Below are 18,134 nucleotides of genomic sequence, written 5' to 3' on the forward strand. Positions count from 1 at the left end.
ACCATTAACATTAAGAGTTTCTGACCCGCACAACTTGTCCGCGAAATGTTGCTTGCCGGCTGACAGTAAAGATCAGCTGTTGCGCTCTGCGACGAAACTTGCGGCAGCTTTGAGCATGATTGCGCGTTCGCCGAAGGGCTCCAGCAAGTCGTGCGCCTGGTTGACCAGGCCAACAAGCTGGGAGCGGGCCCAGTTGGGGCCGTGGAGTGAAACCAGCGTCGCCTTGCCGGCGGCTGCGTCCTTGCCGGTTGCCTTGCCCATCGTCTCGGCGTCGGCGGTGAGGTCGAGCAGGTCGTCGGCAAGCTGGAAGGCGAGCCCGATCGCCGAACCGAACTCGGCCAGTCTTTCACGCTCGTCGGCAGATGCGCCGCCAACGATGGCGCCGGCCTCGCAGGCGAAGCGGATCAGGGCGCCGGTCTTCATCGCTTGCAGTCTTATGATGCCTGTTTCGTCGGGTTTGTTGTGTTCGGCGTCGAGATCGAGTGCCTGGCCGCCGACCATGCCGCCGGGGCCGGCAGCGCGCGCCAGCGCCAAGACGAGGGCTGCGCGGCGGTCGGCCGGCAACGGCGTCGCCTCGTCGGCAATAATGTCGAAGGCAAAGGTCAACAGGCCGTCGCCGGCGAGGATCGCCGTCGCCTCGTCGAAAGCCTTGTGCACCGTCGGTTGGCCGCGGCGCAGGTCGTCGTCGTCCATCGCCGGCAGGTCGTCATGGATCAGCGAATAGCAATGCACACATTCGAGCGCAGTTGCGACACGCAGAGCTGCCTCGCCATCAGCATCGAACAGGGCAGCACTCTCCAGCACCAGGAATGGGCGCAGCCGCTTGCCGCCGTTGAGCACGCCATGGCGCATCGCCGCCATCAGATGCCCGGGCCGTGCGATCTCGCCGGACAGGGGGCTCTCGCCGAGCAACTGCCGCAACCGCGTTTCGACTGTTTCCGCGCGCATGCGCAGGAAGGTTTCGAACATGATATCGCTGTCGATCGTCATGGCGGCGAGCGGTAGCCGACAGTCAGACGTTGCGCAAGAAGCCAAGCGCCTTTATGCCAAAAGGCTGACAAGACAGGGCGGACGGGTTGTCGGAACCGATCATAGAGCCGGAAACCGAAAGGCTGGAGATGGCAGCAGCGCGACGCGGGATGTTCTCGCGCGGAAGCCTGCGCCGCTGGGTGCGGCTCGGTGCGCTGCTCGCCGCGCTGATGATCGCGCTGCCGGTGGTGTTGACCATCTTCTATCTGCCTCCGGTCGTGCGCCCGATCTCGACGCTGATGATCAAGGATGTCGTCACGCTGCAGGGCTATGACCGCCAGTGGGTGCCGCTCGACGACATCGCGCCCGTCATGGCGCATTCCGTCATCATGTCCGAGGACGGGCAATTCTGCGCCCACAGGGGCGTCGACCTGGGTGAGTTGCGTGGTGTCATCAGCGATGCGCTCGACGGGGAATCGACTCGTGGTGCTTCGACCATCCCGATGCAGACGGTGAAGAATCTTTATCTCTGGAATGGCCGCTCGTTCCTGCGGAAGGCGCTGGAACTGCCGCTGGCGATCTATTTCGATGCGCTGATGCCCAAGCGGCGGATCATGGAAATCTATCTCAACATCGCCGAGTGGGGCCCCAACATCTACGGCGTCGAGGCGGCGTCGCAGCATTATTTCGGCAAGCCGGCCAGCCAGCTGTCGCGGCGCCAGGCAGCGCTTCTGGCGGTAACCTTGCCCAATCCGGCGGCACGCAATCCAGCCAAGCCTGGACCCGGGCTGAGGCGGCTCGCATCGCTCATCGAGCGCCGCGCCACCAAGGCAGGCGCCTATGTGCAGTGCCTGAACTAGATAGACGGCTGTCGGCTGAAAAAAGAGTCGCTTCGGGCTGGTCAAGCCTGCGTTCGCCGTGTATAGGCTCGCCAACTTTCTCAGTTTCCGGCCCATGCGCGGCCCTTTCACGAGGGCGGACAGGGTCATTTGACCGATTGGTGGAGTATATCCATGGCTGTTCCAAAACGAAAAACCTCCCCGTCCAAGCGCGGCATGCGCCGCTCGGCCGACGCGCTGAAGGCCCCGACCTATGTCGAGGACAAGAATTCCGGCGAAATGCGCCGCCCGCACCACATCGACCTCAAGACCGGCATGTATCGCGGTCGCCAGGTTCTGACGCCGAAGGAAAGCTAAGCAGCTTTTCCCGAGGGAAAGCCAAGCGGCTTTACCCGAGCGAGCAAATTGGGAAAGGACCGGCCTTGCCGGTCCTTTCTTTTTGCATGTCCGGATGATGGTGCTGAATTTCCTTGACGCCCGGCCGTCCGGGGATTCTAGAAGGTGCCAGCGCAAAGCGGAGACCGGTCCATGCTCGCGGGCATTCCCCTTCTGATCATACCCTTCGTCCTCTACAATATCGGCGTGGCCGGCTTGTTCGGCAGCGGCCCCGACGGCAATCCGTGGGCAACCGAGATCCTCACGTTGGGGATGATGTCGGGCGGCAGTTTTGCGCTTACCCTCGGCGACCTGCTGATCGTGGTGGCGCTGCTGCTTTTCTTCGTCGAGATCGTCAAGGCGACCCGCACGGGCAGCGCCTCTGTCGTCGATCACTTGCTTTCGACCTTCGTCTTTGTCGCGTTCCTGGTCGAATTCCTGCTGGTGCGCGGCGCCACCAGCTCGGTCTTCTTCATATTGATGGTGATTTCGCTGCTCGACGTGCTGGCTGGCTTCTCGGTATCGATCCGTTCGGCCAACCGGGACGTCACGTTTGGGCGCGAGTAGAAGCGCGCTCCTCGAGGAGCGCGCTTGATAGGTCAGACCTTGGCGACGAAGCCGGCCGATTCGATGCCGGCCATGGCCGCCAGTTCGTCATTGTCCGACGTGTCGCCCGAAATGCCGACCGCGCCGAGCACGTCGCCATTCTTGTTGCGGATCAACACGCCGCCCGGCACCGGTACGATCTTTCCGCCCGACACCGCCGAAAGCCCCTGGAAGAAATGCGGACGCTCGACGGCGGCAACGCCGAGTGCGCGCGAGCTCGAGCCGACGGCAAGCGCGCCATAGGCCTTGCCCGACGCCACTTCGGCGCGGATGAAGGGCGAGCCGTCCTGGCGCTGGAAGGCCAGGAGGTGGCCGCCGGCGTCGAGCACGGCGACGCCCAGGGGCTTGAACTTCTGCTCGGCGGCAAGGCCGAAAGCGGTGTCGATGATGGCGTTGGCCTTGGCCAGCGTCAGTTCGGTCATGTGCAGTCCTCCTGATAAAATCGATGGGCGTCTAGCAAACACCCTCCCGACGCCCGGCAAAACCCTGCGTCAGGTTGAAAATCTCTCGTCCTAAAGGGTAGGGGCGGGGGCGTGCTGCGTTGGCTTGCCGGTGGTTCAAGGAAGAGCTCAAGCTTCAAGTCTCTCCGGCCCTTCGCTGTCGCTCCGGCCCTTCGCTGTCGCTCCGGGCGTTCGACGCTCGGAAAGCCAAGCAGTTGGCTTTCCGTCGGCCTTAAGTGCCGCAGTTCCCTGCCGGGGCCCCGCTGCCTCCGGCAGCTTCCCGGCGTTCGCACCCTTTGAAACGTCCACCGGACGTTTCAATCCGCCAAGGCGGACCGGGTGCTCATCCCATCGAATCGATCTTGCGCTGCATGGCGGCGAGCTGGTCCTTGAGTTCCTTGAGCTCGTCCGGCTTCTCGGGCGTTTCTTTCTTCGCCGGCTCTGCGGGCGCTGCCGTGCCGGGCATCGGAAACGGGGTGAACATGCGCATCGCGTTCTGGAACAGCTCCATGTTGCGGCGCGTCTGCTCTTCCAGCGCCTTCATCGGCGCGGTCCCCTTCATCATGTCCATCGGCGCCTTGCCGAAGGTCGCCTTCATCTGTTCGCGGAAGCGTTCCTGTTCCTTCGAGAAGGCGAGCATGGACTGTTCGAGGAAGCTCGGCACGACCATCTGCATCTGGTCGCCGTAATAGGAGATCAGCTGCCTGAGGAACGGGATCGGCAGCATGTTCTGGCCGTCCTTGTTCTCCAGTTCGAAGATGATCTGGGTCAAAACCGGGTGCGTGATATCCTCGCCGGTCTTGGCGTCCTGCACGGTAAATTCCTCGCCTTTCTTGACCATTTCGGCCAGGTCCTCGAGCGTGACGTAAGTACTCGTGCCGGTGTTGTAGAGACGGCGGTTGGCGTATTTCTTGATTACGATTGGCGTGTCTTTGGCAACCATCAGCATCCTCCCCCGGAAGACCGGAATGCCGTGTAAGCAGCCGGTAACATTTCGCCGGCCACGAGGATAAGCGCAAAGCAATCGCAAATCCAAGTGGTTTGTGCACTGCGAGAAGGCAAGGCGAGGCAACGCCGGCAAAAAAATGCTGCGCAGCATTGCTGCAGTGCGGCCGCAGCATCGGCGATCCGTTGATTTTCCGGTTTGACTCGGGTCCTGGAACGGGCAAGAAAAGTCATGAGCGCCAATGTCCTCGAGGCGCCAGAACCATTCGTCAAACGAAGTCTGGAGAGAAACATGTCCGCCTCGTCCTCCATCGTCGTCGCCAGCGCCGCTCGAACGCCGGTCGGCTCGTTCAACGGTGCCTTCGCCAACACCCCGGCCCATGAACTCGGTGCAGTCGCGGTCCGCGAGGCGCTGGCACGCGCCGGTGTCGACCCCAGGGAAGTCGACGAAGTCATCCTCGGCCAGATCCTTGCCGCCGGCGCCGGCCAGAACCCGGCCCGCCAGGCGGCCATGGCGGCGGGTGTGCCGCAGGAGGCGACCGCCTGGGGCCTCAACCAGCTGTGCGGCTCGGGCCTGCGCACCATTGCCATCGGCATGCAGCAGATTGCTACCGGCGACGCCAAGATCATCGTCGCCGGCGGCCAGGAATCGATGTCGATGGCGCCGCACTGCCAGCACCTGCGTGGCGGCGTGAAGATGGGCGACTTCAAGATGATCGACACGATGATCAAGGACGGCCTGACCGACGCCTTCTACGGCTACCACATGGGCAACACCGCCGAGAACGTCGCGCGCCAGTGGCAGCTGACCCGCGACGAGCAGGACCAGTTCGCCGTCGCCTCGCAGAACAAGGCCGAAGCCGCGCAGGTTGCAGGCCGCTTCAAGGACGAGATCGTTCCGGTCACCATCAAAGGCAAGAAGGGCGACACCATCGTCGACCAGGACGAATACATCCGCCACGGTGCGACCCTCGATTCGCTTGCCAAGCTGCGGCCTGCCTTCGACAAGGAAGGCTCCGTCACCGCCGGCAATGCCTCCGGCATCAATGACGGCGCTGCCGCTGTCGTGCTGATGACCGAAGCCGAGGCTGTACGCCGCGGCCTCACCCCGCTGGTCCGCATCGTTTCCTGGGCGACCGCCGGCGTCGACCCGCAGATCATGGGCACCGGCCCGATCCCGGCGTCGCGCAAGGCGCTGGAAAAGGCCGGCTGGTCGGTCGGCGATCTCGACCTGGTCGAAGCCAACGAGGCTTTCGCCGCACAGGCCTGCGCGGTCAACAAGGACATGGGCTGGGATCCGGCGATCGTCAACGTCAATGGCGGCGCCATTGCCATCGGCCATCCGGTGGGCGCGTCCGGCGCCCGCGTCTTCAACACGCTGGTCTACGAAATGCGCCGGCGCAGTGCGAAAAAGGGTCTGGCGACCCTGTGCATCGGCGGCGGCATGGGCGTCGCGATGTGTGTCGAGGCGATGTAGATCGAAAACAAAAGGGCGGCCGATGTGCCGCCCTTTTTGTCTCTAAAAGCCTCTCGCAAGGGAAAAGCCTGTCGCAAGGGCAGTCCATCAAGCAGCAGAAAAGGGGAAACGCATGAGCAAGGTTGCACTGGTTACCGGAGGATCGCGCGGCATCGGTGCTGCTATTTCGATCGCGCTGAAGGAGGCGGGCTACTCGGTTGCGGCCAACTACGCCGGCAATGACGAAGCTGCGCAGAAGTTCAAGGCCGAGACGGGCATTCCGGTCTACAAATGGTCGGTCGCCGACTACGACGCCTGCGAGGCCGGCATCAAGCAGGTCGAGGCTGACCTCGGCCCCGTCTCGGTGCTGGTCAACAACGCCGGCATCACGCGCGACTCGATGTTCCACAAGATGACGCGCGAGCAGTGGAAGGAAGTCATCGACACCAACCTGAACGGTGCCTTCAACATGACCCATCCGCTGTGGAGCGGCATGCGTGACCGCAAGTTCGGCCGCGTCATCACCATCTCCTCGATCAACGGCCAGAAGGGCCAGGCCGGCCAGGCCAATTATTCGGCCTCCAAGGCAGGCGACATCGGCTTCACCAAGGCCCTGGCCCAGGAAGGCGCCCGCGTCGGCATCACCGTCAATGTCATCTGTCCCGGCTACATTGCCACCGAGATGGTGATGGCGGTTCCGGAAAAGGTGCGGGAATCGATCATCGCCCAGATCCCGGTCAGCAGGCTCGGCGAGCCTGAAGAGATCGCGCGCTGCGTGGTGTTCCTGGCATCGGAACAATCGGGCTTCATCACGGGCGCGACCCTGTCCGCAAACGGCGGACAATATTTCGTCTGACCGTCGGGCTTGCTGCCCCGAAACAAGAAAACGGCGCCGCAAGGCGCCGTTTTCGCGTCTGGCCGGTGAGGCTCAGTCCTTTTCGAACATCGCCTTGTGAACGATGCCGGCGATCGCCGCGCCGACGATCGGGGCTACCCAGAACAACCACAACTGCTGCAGGGCGATGCCGCCGACGAACAGCGCCGGTCCGGTCGAGCGGGCCGGGTTGACCGAGGTGTTGGTGACCGGAATCGAGATCAGGTGGATAAGCGTCAGCGCAAGGCCAATGGCGATCGGTGCGAAGCCGGCCGGCACGCGTCCATGGGTCGAGCCCAGGATGATCATCAGGAACATGAAGGTCAAAACGACCTCGATGATCAATGCCGAGGTCAGGCCATATTTGCCGGGTGAAGCGTCGCCATAGCCGTTGGTCGCGAAGCCGCCGATACCGGCAAAGTCGGCCTTACCGCTGACGATGAGGTAGAGCACCGTCGAGGCGACGATGGCGCCGACAAGCTGGGCGATGACATAAGGCACAAGGTTCTTAGCTTCGAAGCGACCGGCCATCATCAGGCCGACAGAGACTGCGGGGTTGAAGTGGCCGCCCGAGATGCCGCCGACGGCATAGGCCATGGTCAGCACGGTCAGGCCGAATGCCAGGGCTACGCCGGCAAAGCCGATGCCGAGTTCGGGAAACGCAGCCGCAAGCACCGCACTGCCGCAACCACCAAAGACAAGCCAGAATGTGCCGAGGAACTCGGCGAATAGACGTTTGCTCATGATCTTCCCTCCAGATGTCGTGCGCCTGCGTGGTGCACCGCATTTTCCAGAGGCCCCGCCTGGGCAATCCCCGCCGCGCAGACTCAACATGCGGATGGAGACATGCCTCGCTGTCGCATTCAACGGGTGTGGTTCCCTTAACGTAATGCAATCACAGATATTTTCGTCGAACCAGCGGTGTGCCGCTTTGGCACGCAAAGATTAACGCGCCCGGGAGCCTGTTGTGGACAAGGCTGTGACTCCACGGTGGATAATCGGTGGAGTCGTTGGGGAAGACACAACATCTAGCGGTGAACAAATCAGGAAACTTGTCCTATCAGTGATTCGTCGCCTGTTCGTTCCGCATTTGGTTCAAATCTTAACGAAATGCCGCTCGTCGACGATTCCAGCGTTAACCCGGAGATAGGAAACATCAACAAAATCATTATTTTGCGTCGGGTTTGCCAGAGCGTTCGGGCGCTTGGCCGGCAAAGGTTAACAGCAGTGGGCTAAAGCATGAAACGGGCCACTTTAGAGAATCTGCATGTGGTGCGACTTGCCAGCACGAAATCTATATGTTGGGGTGAACAAAACCTGAATCTGCCGGAGTCAGTGATTCGTCGCTGATTCGTTCCAGACTCGTTCCAACTCTTAAATCTGGAACATTCCGCTTTCGCTTCGTCTCGCAAATCCCTATGTGTCCAGTCGTCGTGAAAGCGGCGCAACGCCGGGTGGGCCCGGCGCCGAGGGCGGTTCCTTAGAATGAATGTTCACTCCAAGCAGAATGACCCCCTGATCCTGTCGGGTCGCGATGTGACAGCGGTCCTCGGGCCGACCAACACCGGCAAGACGCATCTCGCCATCGAGCGCATGGTCGCGCATGAAAGCGGCATCATCGGCCTGCCGCTCAGGCTGCTTGCCCGCGAGGTCTATGGCCGGCTCTGCGAGAAGGTTGGTGCCCATAAGGTCGCGCTGGTGACCGGCGAGGAGAAGATCCTGCCGGCCGGTGCCAAGTATTCCGTCTGCACCGTCGAGGCGATGCCGCGTCAGACCGATGCCGCCTTCGTCGCCATCGACGAGGTACAGCTCGCCGGCGATCTCGAGCGGGGCCATATCTTCACCGACCGCATCCTGCACCTGCGGGGCAGGCAGGAAACGCTGCTGCTGGGTGCTGCCACCATGCACGGCATCCTGCAGAAGCTTTTGAAGGGCGTGTCGGTGGTCACCCGGCCGCGCCTGTCGCATCTTGCCTATGCCGGCTCCAAGAAGCTGACGCGGCTGCCGCGCCGCTCGGCCATCGTCGCCTTTTCGGCGGATGAGGTCTATGGCATCGCCGAGCTCATCCGCCGTCAGCAGGGCGGCGCTGCCGTCGTGCTCGGCGCGCTCAGCCCACGCACCCGCAACGCCCAGGTCGAACTCTACCAGTCCGGCGACGTCGACTACCTGATTGCCACAGATGCCATCGGCATGGGCCTCAATCTCGATGTCGACCATGTTGCCTTTGCCCAGAACCGCAAGTTCGACGGCTACCAGTATCGCCAGCTGACCGCCGCCGAGCTTGGCCAGATCGCCGGCCGTGCCGGCCGTCATCTTCGCGACGGCACCTTTGGCGTTACCGGCCAGGTTGATCCGTTCGACGAGGAGCTGATCGAGAAGATCGAAGGGCACGATTTCGAGCCGGTGAAGGTGCTGCAGTGGCGCACCGCTTCGTTCGACTTCACAAGCCTCGACACGCTCAAGCGCTCGATCGACACGGTGGCGCCCGTCGAGGGCCTGACGCGGGCGCTACCTGCGGTCGACGCCCAGGCGCTCGAACACCTGTCGCGTGACGAAAACATCCGCTCGCTCGCCACCGGTCGCGAACGTGTCGCCCTGTTGTGGGAGACCTGCGCGCTGCCCGACTATCGCAGGATTGCGCCTGCCCAGCACGCCGACCTCATTGCGTCGATGTATGACGATCTCGCCCGCAACGGTCATGTCGACGAAAACTACATGGCCGAACAGGTGCGCCGCGCCGATTCCACCGAAGGCGACATCGACACGCTCTCCCACCGGATCGCACAGATCCGGACCTGGACTTTTGTCTCAAACCGCCCTGGCTGGCTTGCCGATCCGGCACACTGGCAAGAAAAAACGCGAAACATCGAAGACAGATTGTCGGATGCACTGCATGAGCGGTTGACGAAACGCTTTGTAGACCGCAGGACTTCCGTCCTCATGCGCCGCCTTAGAGAAAACACTATGCTTGAAGCCGAAATAAGCCCGTCCGGAACTGTCCTCGTCGAGGGCCACCATGTCGGCGAACTGCAAGGGTTCCGTTTCACCGCAGATCAGAGCGCTGGCGGAGAAGACGCCAAGGCCGTGCGCACGGCAGCACAGAAGGCGCTCGCCACAGAATTCGATGCCCGCGCGGAGCGTTTCTCGGCGTCGCCCAATGGCGATATCGCGCTTGGCTCCGACGGCGTTCTGCGCTGGATCGGCGCGCCGATCGGCACGCTGGTCGAGGGCGAGGACGCGCTCAAGCCGCGCGTCGTGCTGCTCGCCGACGAGCAACTGACGGGCCCGGCCCGTGACAAGGTCGCGGCGCGCGCCGACCGTTTCGTCAATTTCCAGATTGAGTCGCTGCTCAAGCCGTTGGTCGATCTCAAGGCCGGAGAACAGCTTTCCGGCATTGGCCGTGGCATCGCTTTCCAGTTGGTCGAGAATTTCGGCCTGATCAATCGCCGCGACATCGCCGACGAGGTGAAGTCGCTCGACCAGGAAGGTCGCGCAGCACTTCGCCGTCTCGGCGTCCGCTTCGGCGCCTACCACGTCTTTGTACCGGCGCTGATCAAGCCGGCACCGTCCGGCCTGGTGACGCTGCTCTGGGCGCTCAAGAATGACGGCAAGGACAAGCCGGGCTTCGGCGATGTCGTCCATGCGTTGGCCGCCGGCCGTACGTCTGTTGTCATCGATCAGGCTTTCGACAAGACCTTCTACAAGCTTGCCGGATTCCGCAATCTCGGCCGCCGCGCCGTGCGTGTCGACATTCTCGAACGTCTCGCCGATCTGATCCGCCCGGCGCTTGCCTGGAAGCAGGGCATCGGTGCGCGTCCTGACGGTGCCTATGACGGCAGCGCCTTCATCGTCACGCCGCAGATGATGTCGATCCTCGGCGCAACCGGCGACGACATGGAAGAAATCCTCAAGGGCCTCGGCTATCGCGCCGAGCCGAAGCCGGCTGCCGAGGTCAAGGACAAGCTCGAGACGATCGACGCTGCCACGCGCGAGGCCGTGGCCAAGGCGCAGGCCGACAAGGCCGCAGCGGCAGCTGCCGCTGCCGGCCAGGCCGCCGAGGTTTCCACGGAAGCATTTGCCCAAGCCGCGCAGGAAGCGGATGCCGAGCAGGCGCCGGAAGCTGTTGCCGAGGTTGCAGCTGAGGTCGTGGCCGAAGTGGCGGCCGAGCCTGCCGTCGAACCCGAGGCAGTTGCTGCACCCGCCGCAGAAGTGGAAGCCGTCGCAGAACCTGTAGCCGAAGCGCTGTCGGAAGCGGCGGCCGTCGAGACTGCTGCAGCCGAAGCCCAGCCGGCAACTGCCGCCGCGGAGCCTGCCGAAGAACCCAAGCCGATCCTTTTGTGGCGTCAGGGCCGCTTCGAGCAGCGCCCGCGTCATCGCCAGGACAATCGCCCACGCGGCGGCCAGCGCGAGCAGCGTGCCGCCGGCGCACCCGCAGCCCGTCAGGGCCAGGGCGAGGGCAGCCGCAGTGGCGGGCGCGAGGGTGGCGAAGGCCGTGATGGCGGCCGTCCGCGTTTCGACCGCAAGCCCGGCGGCAAGCCGCAGGGCGAGGGTGGGCGTCCCGAACACCGCAATCGCAATGAGCGTCCGCAGGGCGACAGGCACGGCGGCGACCGCAACGGCTCCAAGGGCAAGCCCGCCTTCCAACCCAAGCCACGCGAGGAGCGTCCGGTGCGCATCGATCCGGATTCGCCCTTCGCCAAGCTCGCCGCGCTGCGCGACCAGCTCAAGAAGTAAGCGCCTTGGCCGGCGAGGGAAGACAGCGCATCGACAAGTGGCTGTTCTTCTCGCGCGCGGTCAAGTCGCGCTCGCTTGGCGCCAAGCTCGCGCAATCGGGCGGCGTCAGGTGCAACGGCCAGAAGCTCAGCCAGGCCTCCGACATCGTCAAGGCAGGCGACGTGCTGACGATCACGCTCGATCGTCGCATCCTGGTCTACAAGATTCTGCTGGCTGGCGAGCGTCGCGGGCCGGCCGAAGAAGCACGCAAGCTCTACGACGACATCTCTCCTGCACCCACGCCGAGGGATGAGGCGCCGCCCGACGCCAGGCCGCCGCTGCGCGAGGTTGGCAGTGGCCGTCCAACCAAGAAAGAAAGGCGGGCCACCGACAGGCTGCGCGACCAGTGACGCAAAGGCTCTGGAGCCGCGGCAACGAAGTTGAGAATTACGTTCCGCAAACGTGCTTCTGCGCGGAATGGCCGCCCTTGCAACGACCCCGCAAAGGGGATACCTCACCCGAAAGATACAAACTACGGGAAGTCCCGGAGCCTGCTTCATGACCTACGTCGTCACCGACAACTGCATCAAATGCAAATACATGGATTGCATCGAGGTTTGTCCGGTCGACTGCTTCTATGAGGGCGAGAACATGCTCGTCATTCATCCCGACGAGTGCATCGACTGCGGCGTCTGCGAACCGGAATGTCCGGCCGACGCGATCAAGCCTGACACCGAGTCGGGGCTCGACAAATGGCTGCAGATCAACACCGAATATGCCGAAAAATGGCCGAATATCACGGCAAAGAAGGAGCCGCCGGCAGACGCCAAGGAATTTGACGGCGTCGAAGGCAAGTTCGAGAAGTTCTTTTCGGCCGAGCCTGGCGAAGGCAACTGAGGGTAGCGCGCCCTAAATGGCGCTAGATCGTTGGATTGAGAGCCGCCGTCGACTCTTGACGCGGCAGATTGTTCGCGTATGCAGCAAAATCTTGATTCTTCCGACTTTTTGTGTTAGAGCTAGCCCAACATGCCGATGACACAACGTCGATTTATGGCGCATAGCCTAATTCACTGAAAGGTGACAACCCTAATCCGGACCAGAGTAATCTGGGCCCGGCGGTCGCAACGTTTTGCGGTTTGCCGGTCCAGGCTCTTCCGATTGGGGGTCGAATGTCGTGCGGCAGAAGGTCGCGTTTTGCGACCGTCCCGATCAACCGGCCTCGGCGGGCCGGTGTCACAAGAAGGAGTTCAGGGCGTATGGCAACTTCCATCCCGCAGAAGAAATCCGCAGCACGTCACGGTTTCAAGACTGGCGAGTATATTGTCTACCCGGCGCACGGCGTCGGCCAGATCGTATCGATCGACGAGCAGGAAGTGGCGGGACACAAGCTCGAGTTGTTCGTAATCGATTTCCAGAAAGACAAGATGCGCCTCAAGGTGCCGGTCGCCAAGGCAACGTCCATCGGCATGCGCAAGCTGTCGGAGACCGACTATGTCGAGCGTGCCTTGAAGGTCGTGCAGGGCCGCGCCCGCGTCAAGCGCACCATGTGGTCGCGCCGCGCCCAGGAATATGATGCGAAGATCAATTCCGGCGACCTGATCTCGATCGCCGAAGTCGTGCGTGACCTCTATCGCGCCGACAACCAGCCGGAGCAGTCCTACTCCGAGCGCCAGCTCTATGAAGCAGCGCTCGACCGCATGGCGCGCGAACTGGCAGCGGTCAACCGCCTGTCGGAGACCGAGGCTGTCCGTCTCATCGAGACCAACCTCAACAAGGGTCCGAAGCGCGGCACCAAGGCTGACAACGAAGAAGCCGACGCCGAGCAGGAAGAAGCTGCCTGATAGGGTTTGTAAGTTCCGCTATGAAAAACCCGGCCATTGGCCGGGTTTCAGACTGCTGACAAACCCCGTCGAATTTCGGCGGGGTTTTGTTTTGTGGGTTGATTGAGCTTTTTTGGATTGATGTCGGGGGGCAGATGCCAAGGCCGTTGCGAGCCGGCTTTGGCCTCATGCGAGGCTTGGTTTTGGCTTTGGCCAGAGGCTGATTGCGATCTTTTTCATGTTCTGGGCGGCGGCTGCGATCAGGCACTGGCAGGCGACGCGTGTTCGCCCTCGGAAGCGGGCATAGCGATGGCCGAAGAGCTGCTTGGCATCGGCGAAGGATCGCTCGACCGTCTCCTTGCGGCGTCGATAGATCGCCTTGCCCCATGCGGTTAAGCGGTTGGCATCGACCCGCTCGCGGACATCCTGCCAGACATGGCGCGTGATGGTGCGCTCGGCCTTGGCGTTTGATGTGCAAGACGCCAGCAGCGGACAGTTGCGGCAGATCGTCGGGTCGCTCCTGTAGTGGCGATAACCGCCGCGATCGGTGGTGGCGTAAGTGAGCAACTGGCCCTGCGGGCAACGATAGCCGTCAAGGTCCGGCTCATGGACGAAAGCGCCCTTCCTCATCTTGCCAGGCTTTGGCCGGGGCGGGTTGCGATAGCCGACGACACCGTGGATGTTCCTGTCCTCCAGGCCCTTGGCGATGCCTGGCGTGGCATAGCCGGCATCCAGCCCCGCCGCCGTGACGTCGAAGCCGAAACGCTCCACCTGGCGGTCGAGCCGGTCGAGATAGACGATCGAGTCATGCACGTTGGCCGGCGTGGCAAACGTGTCGGTGATGATGCCGAAGCCGCCATCCACCGTGCGGTGATCGAGATAAAAGAAGCCCTTCGGCTTGCCCTCGCGCACCATATAGCCAGCCTCAGGATCGGTGCGCGAGACCTTCGTCTCTTTCACCGCAGGCTGCCGCTCCTGCTCCTTCAGCGCCTTCTGGCCGTGCAACGCCCGTTCGGCATCGATCGCCCGGTCGAGCTCGCCCCAGTAGTCGGCACGCGACTTGGCGACCATGGCAAGGTCGTACTTGCCCTTGTTGGCATTGGCCTTCAGGTGCGTGCTGTCGGTGTAGAGCACCGTGCCGTCGACCAAGCCTGCCCCGATCGCCTGCTCGACAATGCGGTCGAAGATCGCCTGCGCGATCGTCTCGTCCTGGTAGCGCCGGCGTCGGTTCTGCGACAATGTCGAGGCGTCGAACACCTTGTCCGTCAGCTTCAGCCGCAGGAACCACCGGTAGGCGACATTGACCTCGATCTCTCGCACCAATTGCCGCTCCGAGCGCACCCCGAACAGGTAGCCGATGAACAGCGCCTTGAACATCAAGGTCGGATCAAGTGGCGGGCGACCATTGTCGGCGCAGTAAAGCGGCGCTGTCAGATCGTGGATGAACGAGAAATCGATAACACCATCGATCTTGCGCAGAAGGTGATCAACTGGAACCAGTTGATCGAGCGTGACGATCTCAAGTGCGGTTTGTTCAGGGCCGGCTCGCTTCAACATCACCCACTGAATCACAAACCCCCAACTCTCGCCAGGGGTTTGTCAGCAGTCTGAACCCGGCCATTGGCCGGGTTTTTTGTTTGTCTGCCGAGAGGCAGCGCGTCTCAGCAGACAATGGTGCGTTGCGCGGCCAATCGGCTGAAAGTCACTTCTGGAAAATATCCTAGAGGCTCTGGCTGGATGAGATGCCGCCGCTTCTGGACCGTCACCGCGGTTGCCGTGACCCTGCGACCGACGGGACAGGCCAGAAGGTGGCCCTGCTGGCCGAGCAGTTCGGCGTGAAAGCCGCTACTGAGCCGACCGGTTTTGCTGTATCCGACGCCAATCATCGCAACAGGAGAGGCAGCATATGGGCACCGCACTTCTTGTCATCGACGTGCAGAATGCGATCCTGAGGGGCAGAGGCACCTCGGAGCGGCAGCCACTGCTCGAGGCTGCGCTCGACGATACCATCGGCAGGCTGCGTGATCTCCAGGACAGAGCGCGTTCTGCGGGCGTGCCGGTCATAGTCATCCAGCATGACGGCCCTGCGGGCCACCGCCTGGCAGTTGGCACGGAAGGTTGGGAAGTCCGGCCGGAGCTGGCCCCGCGGGCCGGTGACCTTCTCGTTCGCAAGAAGAGCTCGGACTCGTTTCACGAGACCGAGCTCGGCGCCCGCCTTGGTGAGCTTGGTATCTCGCATCTTGTCGTCGGCGGCTGCATGACCCAGTTCTGCGTCGACACGACTGTGCGTCGGGCCGTGTCGTTCGGTTACGACGTCACGCTCGTCGCCGACTGCCATACGACCGCCGACTCGGCCCATCTCACGCATGTCGACATCATCGCCCACCACAACGAAACGCTCGACGGTTTTGGTGCCGGCGATGCCGTGGTCGATGTCCGCCCGGCCGTGGCAATCTCGTTCTGACCACTGCCTGGGGCGGCAGCGAGATCTAGCCTTCGCCGCCCTTGCCGTGGTCGTGCTGATGCGTGATCGTCGCGATGAACCGTTTGGTGCGCTCGTGCCTGGGATTGCCGAACACCTCGTTGGCAGGGCCCTTTTCAACCACCGAGCCCGCTTCCAGGAACAGCACCTCATGGGCAATCTTCGACGCCAGGCGCAGATCGTGCGTGGCGATCACCATCGTCGTGCCCTCGCGCGCCAGCTGGCCGAGCACGTCGACCACTTCCTGCGCCAGTTCCGGGTCGAGTGCCGAGGTCGGCTCATCGCACAACAGCACCTTGGGCGACGGCGCCAGCGCGCGTGCGATGGCCACGCGCTGCTGCTGACCGCCGGATAAGGTCGCGGGCCAGGCGTCGAGCTTGTGCGCCATGCCGACCTTGTCGAGCAGCGTCATGGCCCGCTCGCGTGCCTTCGCATCTGGCCATTTCAGCACCGTCACCAGACCTTCCATGACGTTCTCGATCGCCGTGCGATGCGGAAACAACTGGAAGTTCTGGAACACCATGCCTGTCTGGCGGCGCAACTGCTGGATTGCCTTGGTGGCGACGCGGTGGCCGGGGCGGAATTCGAGCGTGTCGTCGCCGATGCGCACAGTGCCGGAGGTCGGAATTTCCAGCATGTTGATGCAGCGCAGCAGCGTGCTCTTGCCGCCGCCGGAAGGCCCGACGAGGGCGGTGACGCTGCCCTCGCGGATCTCGACCGAAACATCCTTGAGCACGACATTGTCACCGAATTGTTTGACGATGTGGGACAGTCCGATCATGACCGTGCCTCCAGGAAGCCGCCGTAACGGTTGAGCCGCTTCTCGAGCCTGACCTGAAGCGACGACAGCACCGAGCTCATTGCGAGATAGAGTATGGCCGCCTCGACATAGAGGATCAGCGGTTCATAAGTGGTGGCGACGATGCGCTGGGCTGCCTGGAACATCTCCGGCACGGTGATGGCGGCAGCCAGCGAGGTGTCCTTGACCAGCGAGATGAAGGTGTTGGACAGCGGTGGCACGGCGACGCGGGCTGCCTGCGGCAGGACTGTGCGACGCATCGCCTGCGACCATGTCATGCCGATAGAGTAAGCCGCTTCCCACTGCCCCTTGGCCACCGAGCTGATGGCGGCACGAATGATCTCGGAGGAATAGGCGCCGACATTGAGGGTGAAGCCGATCAGTGCCGCCGGAAAGGCGTCGAGCACGATGCCGATGCTGGGCAGGCCGTAGAAGATCAGGAACAGCTGCACCAGAAGTGGCGTGCCGCGGATGATCCAGACGTAGAAGCGGACGATGCCAGAAAGCCAGGTAGGCCCGAACAGGCGGGCAAGGGCTGCGCCCAGCCCCACGGTCAGGCCGAAGGCGAAAGAGAGAAGCGTCAGCGGGGCTGTGAAAACGAGCGCGGCCCACAACAGTGGGCCGAGCGAGTCCAGCATCAATTGAAGCCAGTGTGGCAAGATGAATGCTCCCTCTCCACAACAAACAAGCCCGGAAAATCGCAGATTTTCCGGGCAAGTTCATGGGAAAAAATGAGAGGTGGAAAATGAGCGCCTTACAGGCGGCCGCCACGCCGGGCGCCGCCTGAAGGGCAATGCTGTTACTGCGAGACGTCGGCGCCGAAATAGGTCTCGGAAATCTTCTTGTAGGTGCCGTCGGCCTTGATCTCCGCCAGCGCCTTGTTGATCGCCTCGACCAGCTCGGGCTCACCCTTACGCACGATCACGCCGGAGAAGTCGGCCTTGGCCTCTTCGGCGACGATCTTCACGTCGGCGTCGGGCTTGTGCTTCTTGAAGTCGAGGAACGATAGCGAGTCGTTGATGGTGGCGTCGGCGCGGCCGTTCAGCACCAGCTGGATCGACTGGTCGAAGCCATCGGTGCCGACGAGCTCAGCGCCATTGGCCTCGGCGATCTTGCCGAAATTGCTGGTCAGCGACTGGGCCGACTTTTTGCCCTTGAGGTCGGCGAAGCCCTTGATGTCCTCATTCTTGCCGCTGACGATCAGCACTGCCTTCGAGGCGATGTAGGGATCGGAGAAGTCGTACTTGGCCTTGCGCGCCTCCGTGATGCCGACCTGGTTGATGACGGCGTCATAGCGCTTGGCGTCGATGCCGGCGATCAGGCCGTCCCACTTGCCTTCGAGAAACTCTGCCTTGACGCCGAGGCGCTTGGCGATTTCCTTGCCGATCTCGACGTCGAAGCCGACGAGCGCTCCCGATGCGTCATGATAGGTAAAGGGCGCGTAGGTGCCCTCGGTGCCGATCTTGAATACGCCGGCTGCCTTGATCTCATTGAGATTTTCACCGGCATGGCCGGCGGCGACGGCTGCGAGCTGGATCGTTGCGGCAACGGCCAGCGACTTAAACCACTTCATTTTGTGTGATCCCGATTTTGTGCCCGGCTTGCTGGCCGGGAAAGTTGTGATTGGCGGCAATCTGTCAGAAGCCAGCTCTCGACATAAGGAATGAAATTTCAAAATCGACGCAATACTGGAATGCGAATCTACGCAACTGAAGGCCGCCAGCCGCCCCGGAACATTCGACGATACGGCGCGTTAATGGCGCTGCGGGGCAGCGCGGCAATTGCGGTGCGCGTCTGGCTGCTCTCAGGACAAGGG

The 18,134-nt window shown here is 62.7% G+C and carries 18 protein-coding genes; 10 read left to right on the forward strand and 8 right to left on the reverse strand.

The annotated features are described in order from the left end of the window. Window positions 1-72: 72 nt before the first annotated feature. Window positions 73-990 (reverse strand): polyprenyl synthetase family protein, encoded by a 918-nt coding sequence (locus IG197_RS17470; protein WP_192313734.1) that lies wholly within the window; start codon window positions 988-990, stop codon window positions 73-75. A gap of 128 nt (window positions 991-1,118) precedes the next feature. Between IG197_RS17470 and mtgA the strand changes: the two genes are divergently transcribed. From mtgA to IG197_RS17485, 3 genes are all read left to right on the forward strand, one after another. Beyond that, entirely contained in the window at window positions 1,119-1,829 is a 711-nt protein-coding gene (gene mtgA / locus IG197_RS17475) for a monofunctional biosynthetic peptidoglycan transglycosylase (protein ID WP_192319833.1), read from the forward strand. Between the two features lie 153 nt (window positions 1,830-1,982). Further along, entirely contained in the window at window positions 1,983-2,165 is a 183-nt protein-coding gene (rpmF, locus tag IG197_RS17480) for a 50S ribosomal protein L32 (protein ID WP_008834724.1), read from the forward strand. 171 nt (window positions 2,166-2,336) lie between these two features. Further along, window positions 2,337-2,750: a hypothetical protein gene (locus IG197_RS17485; protein WP_067956693.1), complete on the forward strand. Its 414-nt coding sequence runs from the start codon at window positions 2,337-2,339 to the stop codon at window positions 2,748-2,750. Between the two features lie 32 nt (window positions 2,751-2,782). On the opposite strand, the gene IG197_RS17490 is transcribed toward IG197_RS17485, so the two are convergent. Beyond that, a complete protein-coding gene (locus tag IG197_RS17490) occupies window positions 2,783-3,211 on the reverse strand; it encodes a heme-binding protein (RefSeq protein ID WP_067956696.1) in 429 nt (142 codons plus the stop codon). A 361-nt stretch (window positions 3,212-3,572) separates the two neighbouring features. Further along, window positions 3,573-4,172, reverse strand: coding sequence for a polyhydroxyalkanoate synthesis repressor PhaR (gene phaR / locus IG197_RS17495; protein ID WP_067966042.1), 600 nt, complete (start codon window positions 4,170-4,172; stop codon window positions 3,573-3,575). 294 nt (window positions 4,173-4,466) lie between these two features. On the opposite strand from phaR, the gene IG197_RS17500 reads away from it, so the two are divergent. Together IG197_RS17500 and IG197_RS17505 are read left to right on the forward strand one after the other, a co-directional pair. Beyond that, window positions 4,467-5,651, forward strand: coding sequence for an acetyl-CoA C-acetyltransferase (locus tag IG197_RS17500; protein ID WP_067956699.1), 1,185 nt, complete (start codon window positions 4,467-4,469; stop codon window positions 5,649-5,651). Window positions 5,652-5,763: 112 nt separating this feature from the next. Then, entirely contained in the window at window positions 5,764-6,486 is a 723-nt protein-coding gene (locus IG197_RS17505) for a beta-ketoacyl-ACP reductase (RefSeq protein ID WP_192313737.1), read from the forward strand. 72 nt (window positions 6,487-6,558) lie between these two features. Here IG197_RS17505 and aqpZ read toward each other — a convergent pair whose 3' ends face one another. Next, window positions 6,559-7,248, reverse strand: coding sequence for an aquaporin Z (aqpZ, locus tag IG197_RS17510; RefSeq protein WP_067956705.1), 690 nt, complete (start codon window positions 7,246-7,248; stop codon window positions 6,559-6,561). Window positions 7,249-7,989: 741 nt separating this feature from the next. Between aqpZ and IG197_RS17515 the strand changes: the two genes are divergently transcribed. The 4 genes from IG197_RS17515 to IG197_RS17530 all read left to right on the forward strand — a co-directional run bounded on the left by IG197_RS17515 (window position 7,990) and on the right by IG197_RS17530 (window position 13,058). Continuing rightward, window positions 7,990-11,238 (forward strand): helicase-related protein, encoded by a 3,249-nt coding sequence (locus IG197_RS17515; RefSeq protein ID WP_192313740.1) that lies wholly within the window; start codon window positions 7,990-7,992, stop codon window positions 11,236-11,238. 5 nt (window positions 11,239-11,243) lie between these two features. Next, on the forward strand, window positions 11,244-11,627 hold the full coding sequence (locus IG197_RS17520; protein ID WP_067956710.1) for an RNA-binding S4 domain-containing protein: 384 nt from the start codon (window positions 11,244-11,246) through the stop codon (window positions 11,625-11,627). A gap of 148 nt (window positions 11,628-11,775) precedes the next feature. Next, window positions 11,776-12,114, forward strand: a complete 339-nt coding sequence (fdxA, locus tag IG197_RS17525) for a ferredoxin FdxA (RefSeq protein ID WP_067956714.1) — start codon at window positions 11,776-11,778, stop codon at window positions 12,112-12,114. Between the two features lie 359 nt (window positions 12,115-12,473). Then, entirely contained in the window at window positions 12,474-13,058 is a 585-nt protein-coding gene (locus IG197_RS17530; protein WP_067956717.1) for a CarD family transcriptional regulator, read from the forward strand. A gap of 165 nt (window positions 13,059-13,223) precedes the next feature. Here IG197_RS17530 and IG197_RS17535 read toward each other — a convergent pair whose 3' ends face one another. Further along, on the reverse strand, window positions 13,224-14,594 hold the full coding sequence (locus tag IG197_RS17535) for an IS1182 family transposase (protein WP_185910139.1): 1,371 nt from the start codon (window positions 14,592-14,594) through the stop codon (window positions 13,224-13,226). 349 nt (window positions 14,595-14,943) lie between these two features. On the opposite strand from IG197_RS17535, the gene IG197_RS17540 reads away from it, so the two are divergent. Continuing rightward, a complete protein-coding gene (locus tag IG197_RS17540; RefSeq protein WP_192313743.1) occupies window positions 14,944-15,501 on the forward strand; it encodes a cysteine hydrolase family protein in 558 nt (185 codons plus the stop codon). A gap of 25 nt (window positions 15,502-15,526) precedes the next feature. Here IG197_RS17540 and IG197_RS17545 read toward each other — a convergent pair whose 3' ends face one another. The 3 genes from IG197_RS17545 to IG197_RS17555 form a co-directional block, all read right to left on the reverse strand. Continuing rightward, complete coding sequence (locus IG197_RS17545; RefSeq protein WP_192313746.1) at window positions 15,527-16,300, reverse strand: amino acid ABC transporter ATP-binding protein; 774 nt, start codon at window positions 16,298-16,300, stop codon at window positions 15,527-15,529. Further along, window positions 16,297-16,977 carry an amino acid ABC transporter permease gene (locus tag IG197_RS17550; RefSeq protein ID WP_067956726.1) on the reverse strand — a complete coding sequence of 227 codons (681 nt, stop codon included), beginning with the start codon at window positions 16,975-16,977 and terminating at the stop codon, window positions 16,297-16,299. The genes IG197_RS17545 and IG197_RS17550 overlap by 4 nt, the downstream gene beginning before the upstream one ends. A gap of 140 nt (window positions 16,978-17,117) precedes the next feature. Continuing rightward, window positions 17,118-17,891, reverse strand: a complete 774-nt coding sequence (locus IG197_RS17555; RefSeq protein WP_067956728.1) for an amino acid ABC transporter substrate-binding protein — start codon at window positions 17,889-17,891, stop codon at window positions 17,118-17,120. Window positions 17,892-18,134 lie beyond the last annotated feature (243 nt).

Origin of the sequence: Aminobacter sp. SR38, assembly GCF_014843375.1 — a bacterium.
GTDB lineage: Bacteria > Pseudomonadota > Alphaproteobacteria > Rhizobiales > Rhizobiaceae > Aminobacter > Aminobacter ciceronei.

Coding starts and splice junctions, on each gene's coding strand:
- rpmF (WP_008834724.1), top strand. CDS start 1,983: ATGGCTGTTCCAAAACGAAAAACCTCCCCGTCCAAGCGCGGCATGCGC.
- IG197_RS17535 (WP_185910139.1), bottom strand. CDS start 14,594: ATGTTGAAGCGAGCCGGCCCTGAACAAACCGCACTTGAGATCGTCACG.
- IG197_RS17500 (WP_067956699.1), top strand. CDS start 4,467: ATGTCCGCCTCGTCCTCCATCGTCGTCGCCAGCGCCGCTCGAACGCCG.
- IG197_RS17470 (WP_192313734.1), bottom strand. CDS start 990: ATGACGATCGACAGCGATATCATGTTCGAAACCTTCCTGCGCATGCGC.
- IG197_RS17515 (WP_192313740.1), top strand. CDS start 7,990: ATGAATGTTCACTCCAAGCAGAATGACCCCCTGATCCTGTCGGGTCGC.
- IG197_RS17505 (WP_192313737.1), top strand. CDS start 5,764: ATGAGCAAGGTTGCACTGGTTACCGGAGGATCGCGCGGCATCGGTGCT.
- IG197_RS17485 (WP_067956693.1), top strand. CDS start 2,337: ATGCTCGCGGGCATTCCCCTTCTGATCATACCCTTCGTCCTCTACAAT.
- IG197_RS17530 (WP_067956717.1), top strand. CDS start 12,474: ATGGCAACTTCCATCCCGCAGAAGAAATCCGCAGCACGTCACGGTTTC.
- mtgA (WP_192319833.1), top strand. CDS start 1,119: ATGGCAGCAGCGCGACGCGGGATGTTCTCGCGCGGAAGCCTGCGCCGC.
- phaR (WP_067966042.1), bottom strand. CDS start 4,172: ATGGTTGCCAAAGACACGCCAATCGTAATCAAGAAATACGCCAACCGC.
- IG197_RS17555 (WP_067956728.1), bottom strand. CDS start 17,891: ATGAAGTGGTTTAAGTCGCTGGCCGTTGCCGCAACGATCCAGCTCGCA.
- IG197_RS17540 (WP_192313743.1), top strand. CDS start 14,944: ATGGGCACCGCACTTCTTGTCATCGACGTGCAGAATGCGATCCTGAGG.
- fdxA (WP_067956714.1), top strand. CDS start 11,776: ATGACCTACGTCGTCACCGACAACTGCATCAAATGCAAATACATGGAT.
- IG197_RS17545 (WP_192313746.1), bottom strand. CDS start 16,300: ATGATCGGACTGTCCCACATCGTCAAACAATTCGGTGACAATGTCGTG.
- IG197_RS17490 (WP_067956696.1), bottom strand. CDS start 3,211: ATGACCGAACTGACGCTGGCCAAGGCCAACGCCATCATCGACACCGCT.
- aqpZ (WP_067956705.1), bottom strand. CDS start 7,248: ATGAGCAAACGTCTATTCGCCGAGTTCCTCGGCACATTCTGGCTTGTC.